This is a genomic window from Mycobacterium sp. E3298 (assembly GCF_001666895.1).
Lineage (GTDB): Bacteria > Actinomycetota > Actinomycetes > Mycobacteriales > Mycobacteriaceae > Mycobacterium.
In genome coordinates this window covers 33,142-39,428 of the sequence record NZ_LZJB01000124.1, presented here as the reverse complement: position 1 = coordinate 39,428, position 6,287 = coordinate 33,142, and the positions used below count along the sequence as shown (strand labels likewise).

Annotated in this window: 5 protein-coding genes; all 5 read left to right on the top strand. The window is 65.0% G+C overall.

Features of this window, described 5'->3' with window-relative positions; all coding sequences use genetic code 11:
- The first annotated feature begins 848 nt into the window (after nt 1-848).
- A complete protein-coding gene (locus tag A9X05_RS05820; RefSeq protein ID WP_197498942.1) occupies nt 849-1,817 on the top strand; it encodes a GlxA family transcriptional regulator in 969 nt (322 codons plus the stop codon).
- A 242-nt stretch (nt 1,818-2,059) separates the two neighbouring features.
- A complete protein-coding gene (locus A9X05_RS05815) occupies nt 2,060-2,923 on the top strand; it encodes an alpha/beta fold hydrolase (RefSeq protein ID WP_082950241.1) in 864 nt (287 codons plus the stop codon).
- A 99-nt stretch (nt 2,924-3,022) separates the two neighbouring features.
- Nucleotides 3,023-3,982 (top strand): alpha/beta fold hydrolase, encoded by a 960-nt coding sequence (locus A9X05_RS05810; RefSeq protein WP_082950240.1) that lies wholly within the window; start codon nt 3,023-3,025, stop codon nt 3,980-3,982.
- Nucleotides 3,983-4,033: 51 nt separating this feature from the next.
- The gene (locus A9X05_RS05805) at nt 4,034-4,927 is read left to right on the top strand and encodes a 2-hydroxy-3-oxopropionate reductase (protein ID WP_067779857.1); all 894 of its coding nucleotides are present in this window, start codon (nt 4,034-4,036) and stop codon (nt 4,925-4,927) included.
- Nucleotides 4,928-5,068: 141 nt separating this feature from the next.
- A complete protein-coding gene (locus A9X05_RS05800; protein WP_231968815.1) occupies nt 5,069-6,265 on the top strand; it encodes a cytochrome P450 in 1,197 nt (398 codons plus the stop codon).
- Nucleotides 6,266-6,287 lie beyond the last annotated feature (22 nt).

Here is a 6,287-nt window from a genome sequence, read left to right as displayed (position 1 = left end):
GCGCCGGCACGGATTCTCCGACATGTCGAGTTTCAGCCGCGCCTTCCGCGCCGCATACGGACTGTCCCCGCGGGACTGGCGCGGTCACCGCCTGCGTGCCGGCGCTGAGACGGAGTTTTCTTCTGCCACACCGCAGTAAGGGTCCCGCGGGGCACAGCTGCACCACGCCAGCTGCGACGTCGGTCTGCGCGGCAACCGCCTCGCCCCTCCGGGCGGCGTGAGTTGGAGCGCTCTGCGCGGCGCACCACTGCTGCCCCGGGTTCGGCGCCATCACCCTTCGGCAAGGTCCGCCCCGGCCGTCTGCAGCGGAGGCACAACGTCGTGCAGCCCCGGCACACACTGAGACGGTTTCGCGCGCAAACATAAGCCATCAGAGCCTCCGCGTTGCAGGGCCGCGACGACGTGACCGGGTGGGCGGGGAGCGCGATCGGTGAAGGTACGAGGGACACAGCTGGGCCTGGGGAGGAACCACGGGGACCACGGTGAGACGCAACTCGAACGCGGGATACATCACCACCCACGACTTGCCGGCGAGACCAACAAACCGGCCGCACTCAAACACGTTGCAGCGCAACCAAAGTGACCGGACACATGCTATGGAATTCACTCTAGACCGAATCGAGCGGAGTTCCCCGCCCACCGCCCCGCCGCGGCCGGGCAATCGCAGTCGACATCCGGCTGCGCTGACCTCCGCGCATCCGACGTCACGGCCACTATTCACCACACCGGTAACGCATCAACTCCCGACGCGGCGTGAGGACAGCGTTGGGATCGCGCGCGATGCGGGCGGCATTAATTCGACCGGTGCTCGCCGCGTGGGCGGAGGCCGAAGCCTGCGCACCATCGCCGTGCTGATGTTCAACGGGGCGTCGATGTTCGAGACATCGGTGCCGATGAGCGTGTTCGGCATGAATCCTGCCGGGGCTCCCGCATTCACCGTGCTACCGGTTGCCGGCGAAACCGGTCGGATGCGCACCAGCGACGGTGTTGGATTCGATCCACCGCATGGGCTAGAGGCCCTGGACCGCGCCGGGATTGTGGTCTTACCCGGCTGGCGCAGTCCTCATGACGCCCCACCCCCAGGGTCACTGGAAGCAGTCCGCACAGCACACGCCGACGGCGCCTTGATCGTGAGCCTGTGTATGGGCGCGTTCGTCCTCGCAGCCACCGGTCTGCTCGACGGCCGGCGGGCCGCCGCACACTGGTTCCATGCACCCACGCTGGCAGCGCGGTATCCATCGGTGCGCGTTGACCCCTCGGTCCTCTTCATCGACGACGGCGACATTGTCACCAGCGCCGGGACGGCAGCTGGTCTGGATGCCTGCCTTCATGTCGTGCGACGCCACTGGGGCGCCGCCGCGGCCACGGCGATAGCCCGTCATCTCGTCCTGTCGCCCGCACGATGCGGCAGCCAAGCACAGTTTGTCGATCGCCCGGTCCCCCTCCGGTCCGAAGACGTCGAATTGGGAAGGGTGATGGAATACGCCATCGCTCATCTGCAGCATGTGGACATTGACGCGCTCGCCGCACGAGCCGGCCTGAGTCGGCGGACCTTCGATCGCCGCTTCCGGGTCCAAACAGGGGTCTCGCCGCTGCAATGGCTACTGCACCAACGGATCCTGCGCGCCCAGAATCTTTTGGAGCGCACCGAGCTGACCGTCGACGCCATTGCGCGACAGGTAGGTCTGGCCACCGCGGTGTCGCTCCGTCCCGCATTCCGGCGCATCGTCGGCGTCAGCCCCCAGGCGTACCGGCAAGCTTTCCGGACCGTCGACACACATGCCGGTACTGACCGACAATGCGGGCTGACCAACTAGGTGGCGTCTCGCTGCGACTGCGAGCAGGCACCGCGGACCGCGTCCCTTCCGGCGGCTGACGAGCGTCCCGGCGGGCAAAATGAGTCAGAAGGCGATCGATTCCAGCCAGCTGGCGATCTGACCTCGGGCCAGCTTTTACGATCACTACGGAGAGCCCCGAACCGGCTCCGGGTAAACCCTTTTCGGAGCAGCACCGTCGCGGATCGCGAGGCGCTGGTGCGCCGACAGGAAGGATTGGTTCCGTGCCCTACTCGAGCGAACACGACGGTTTCAAGCTCTACTACGAGCGCTCCGGGCAAGGTGTCCCGGTCGTCCTGATTCACGGCAACCCCGGCGACCACCGGGAGTACTCCAGGGTCATGCCGCAACTGGTGGAGCACGCCGATGTCACCGTGATCGACTTGCGCGGTTACGGCAAGTCGGACAAACACCTGAGCGATCCAACGGCCTACGCACTCAGTCGCCAGGTGGGCAGCGTCATTGCCCTGCTCGAAGAATTGGGTATCAGCAATGCCGTGCTGGGCGGATACGACATCGGCAGCTTCACCGCCCAGACGGTCGCATCGACCCGGCCCGATCTGGTGCGATCGCTGGTAGTCGCACCGCCCACCCTGGGCGTCGGGCGGCGGATTCTCGAAGAGGACGCGGTGAACGCGTTCGTGCACGCCATCTTCTACAAGTCGGAACTCGTCGAAGAAATCATCGACGGCAAGCCCGGCGCCGTCCGCGCTGCACTCAAGGAAAACCTGGTGAACTGGTCGGCGCCCGGATCGACCGTTGTCGACGACCTCCTTGACCACCTAACCGAGAACCACTGCGCACCAGGGGCATTCCTGGCCGGCGTCCTGTGGTTCCGCAACCCTGAGGGCAATCCGATCACCTTCTACGCAAACGAGACGACGCCGGCACGGGAAGACAGGTTCGCCAAGCCCATCACCATCTTGTGGCCGGACCAGGACCCCCTGTTCCCACAGGCATGGAGCGACACCCTGGATGACTTCTACGAAGACTTCACCCTCGAGTACCTTGACAACTGCGGCCATTTCAGCCCACTGGAGTCACCTGACATGTGGTCCAAGCACCTCCTGGAACACATCAGCCGGTGACCATCGGCCACACCGGAGTTCCGGTTTCGCACCTCGCATCACTCACGAAAGGGCCATTGTCATGAGATCGTCGGGTGCACCCGCCGAGCCGCACTGAACATGATCGACAACGCCCAACCCGGCGACCGCCCAAACCCAAAACAGACTGTCGCACAAGCGGACTCGCGCTGGTTCCCCGGATTCGACGCCGGTACCTTCGATATCGACGGAACGGCTATCTACGCCCGGTGGGGCGGCAACCCTGGCGGACCCGCACTACTGCTCGTGCACGGCTACCCCGAGACCCACTTGATGTGGCGCCACATCGCCGGCCGGCTGCGGGACCGCTACTTCCTGGTCATACCCGACCTCCGCGGCTACGGGGCCTCCGCCAAACCGGTCGGGTTACCCGATCACAGCAATTACAGCAAGCGGACCATGGCCAACGACCTCGTCGCGGTCGTGGATCAGCTCGGACGAGACTCGTTCTACCTCTGTGGGCACGACCGCGGGGCGCGCGTTGCGGCCCGCCTGGCGCTGGATCACCCACACCGAGTCAGGAAGCTGTCTCTGATCGACATAGCCCCCACCCTCGACATGTACAGGGCCACCAACCAAGAGTTCGCGACCGCCTACTTTCACTGGTTCCTGCTCATTCAGGCCGCCCCACTGCCCGAACTTCTCATCGGAGGCAACCCGGCCGCTTACCTGGCCATCGTGCTACGACAACTATCAGGCGGGAACGACGACTACCTTGAACGCGAGGTGATTGCCGAGTACGAACGCGCTTTCTGCACTCCCGAGACGCTGCACAGCACCGCCGAGGACTACCGGGCCAGCGCCGGCATCGACCTCGAACACGATCAACACAGTCGCGATCGCGGACATCGGATCGCCTGCGACACACAGGTTCTGACCGCCGAGAACGGAGCAGTGCATCGCCTGTTCGACGCTCACGCCCTCTGGCAAGCCCAATGTGCTGCAACTGTCACCGCGACGACGCTGCCATCGGGGCACTTCATCCCCGAAACGCTGCCCGACGAGACCGCCGCCGCGCTATCGAGCTTCTTTCCCACCTGACGCGGTTCTGCCGCTCCGAATCGGTTGAATCAAAGAAAAGCGAGGGTCGTAGTGAGTGCGGTCGCCTTCATCGGTCTCGGAATCATGGGCAGTCCCATGGCGGTCAACCTCGTCCGCGCGGGTCATCAGGTGACCGGATACAACCGATCGCGTCACCGAGTTTCCGACCTCGTCGCCGCCGGCGGTGTTGCCGCCGACTCCATCGCCGACGCGGTCCAGCACGCCGACATCGTCGCCCTCATGCTGCCCGACTCCCCCGACGTCGAAGCCGTGCTAACCGCCGACGGTGGAGTTTTCGAGACGGCCCAACCGGGTGCGCTGATCATCGACTTCTCCAGCATCCGGCCCGAGGTCACACGCACGCTGTCCAGCCGGGCGCGCCAGCGCGGTCTCCGGATGATCGACGCCCCCGTTTCGGGCGGCCAGGTTGGCGCCATCAACGCCGAACTCTCGGTCATGGTGGGCGGCAGCCCTGAGGACTTCGCGGCGGCGCAACCAGTGCTGCAAGCGGTCAGCGCCCACGCCGCACTCGTCGGACCCTGCGGCTCAGGGCAGACGTTGAAGGCCGCCAACCAGCTCATCGTCGCGGGCAACATACAACTCCTTGCCGAGGCGCTCGTCTTCCTCGAAGCGCATGGTGTGGACACTCACGCGGCGATCAGTGTCCTCAGCGCGGGCCTCGCCGGATCAGCGGTACTTGATCAGAAAGCCCACAACATGCTGAGCAGGTCTTTCACGCCCGGCTTCCGCATCGACCTGCACCACAAAGACCTCGGCATCTTCGCCGAAGCAGCCCGCAAGGTCGGCGCCATCAGCCCTGTCGGTTCCCTCGTCGCGCAACTCATGGCCGCCGCCCGGGCCAACGGCGACGGAAGCCTCGACCACTCCGCACTCCTGCGGGGAGTTGAACGGCTCTGCGGTCGCGAAGTAAGGGATAGCGCCTGAGTTCGCAATCCACGGGCATCTCGGCAGTCGCCGCTGACTCGCCCGACCCGGGCAGCCCCGCCCATATTGTCTACTGTAAGAATTACAGTACGATCTTACGCGAGGCCTGCCCCGTTTCTGCTGGAGATGCTGGAGTGCTACGTGACGACCGACGTTCGCAGCAGTGACGAGACCGTCAGCCTGCGCGATCCCTACCCGTTCTTCGCCCGCAAGCGTCTCGAGTCCGGGGTGTTCCGCGGGACGGTGATGGACTATTCCAAGACGCCCGAGTCGCTGATGCCCAAGCGGGAGTACTCCGCGGTGTCCTTCGATGCGGTGAACACGGTGTTCCGCGACGGCCGGACTTTCAGCTCCGCGCCATACGACAAGACGATCGGGCTCTTCATGGGGCCGACCATCCTGGCGATGGAAGGCAAGAAGCATCGCGACCATCGCAACCTCGTCTCCGCCGCTTTCAAATCCAAGGCGCTGGCCCGCTGGGAGAACACCATCGTCCGGCCCATCTGCAACGCGCTGATCGACGAGTTCATCCACACCGGCGAAGCCGACTTGGTCCGGAACTTCACCTTCGAATTTCCCACTCGCGTCATCGCCCGATTGCTCGGGTTGCCCGCCGACGATCTGCCGACCTTCCGCAAGCGCGCCGTGCAATTGATCAGCTACCACGTCGACTACGAACGCGCCTTCGAGGCGTCGGCGGCGCTCAAGGACTACTTCGTCGAGCAGATCGAACGGCGCAAGTCCGAACCCACCGAGGACATCATCGGCGACCTGGTGACGGCGGAGATCGACGGCGAAAGGCTAAGCGACGAAAGCATTTACTCCTTCCTGCGGCTGCTGTTGCCGGCCGGGTTGGAGACCACGTACCGCTCGTCGGGCAACCTGCTCTACCTGCTGCTCACCCATCCGGACCAGTTCGCCGAGGTGCGGGACCACCCCGGGCTGCTGCCGCAGGCGATCGAGGAGGGGTTGCGTTACGAGACACCGCTTACCACCGTGCAGCGCTTCACCACCGAAGACACCGAGCTGGAGGGGGTCGAGATCCCGGCGCGGTCTGTGATCGGCGTGTGCATCGGGTCCGCGAACCGCGACGAGCGGCGCTGGGAGCGTGCGGAGGAATTCGACATCTTCCGCAAGCACGTGCCGCACATCTCGTTCGCCGCAGGTGAGCACACCTGTCTGGGCCTGCACCTCGCGCGGTTGGAAACCCGCGTCGCGATCGAGTGCCTGCTGGATCGAGTGACCAACGTCAGCCTGCTGACCGAGGACGACCCCCACATCCACGGCCAGCCGTTCCGTTCGCCGACTTCGCTTCCCGTGACATTCGACGCAAAGTAGGGTCTGAGAAAATGGTCAAAGT

Bases quoted from the DNA above. Each gene is read 5' to 3' on its own strand.
- A9X05_RS05810 (WP_082950240.1), top strand. From the start codon at position 3,023: ATGATCGACAACGCCCAACCCGGCGACCGCCCAAACCCAAAACAGACT.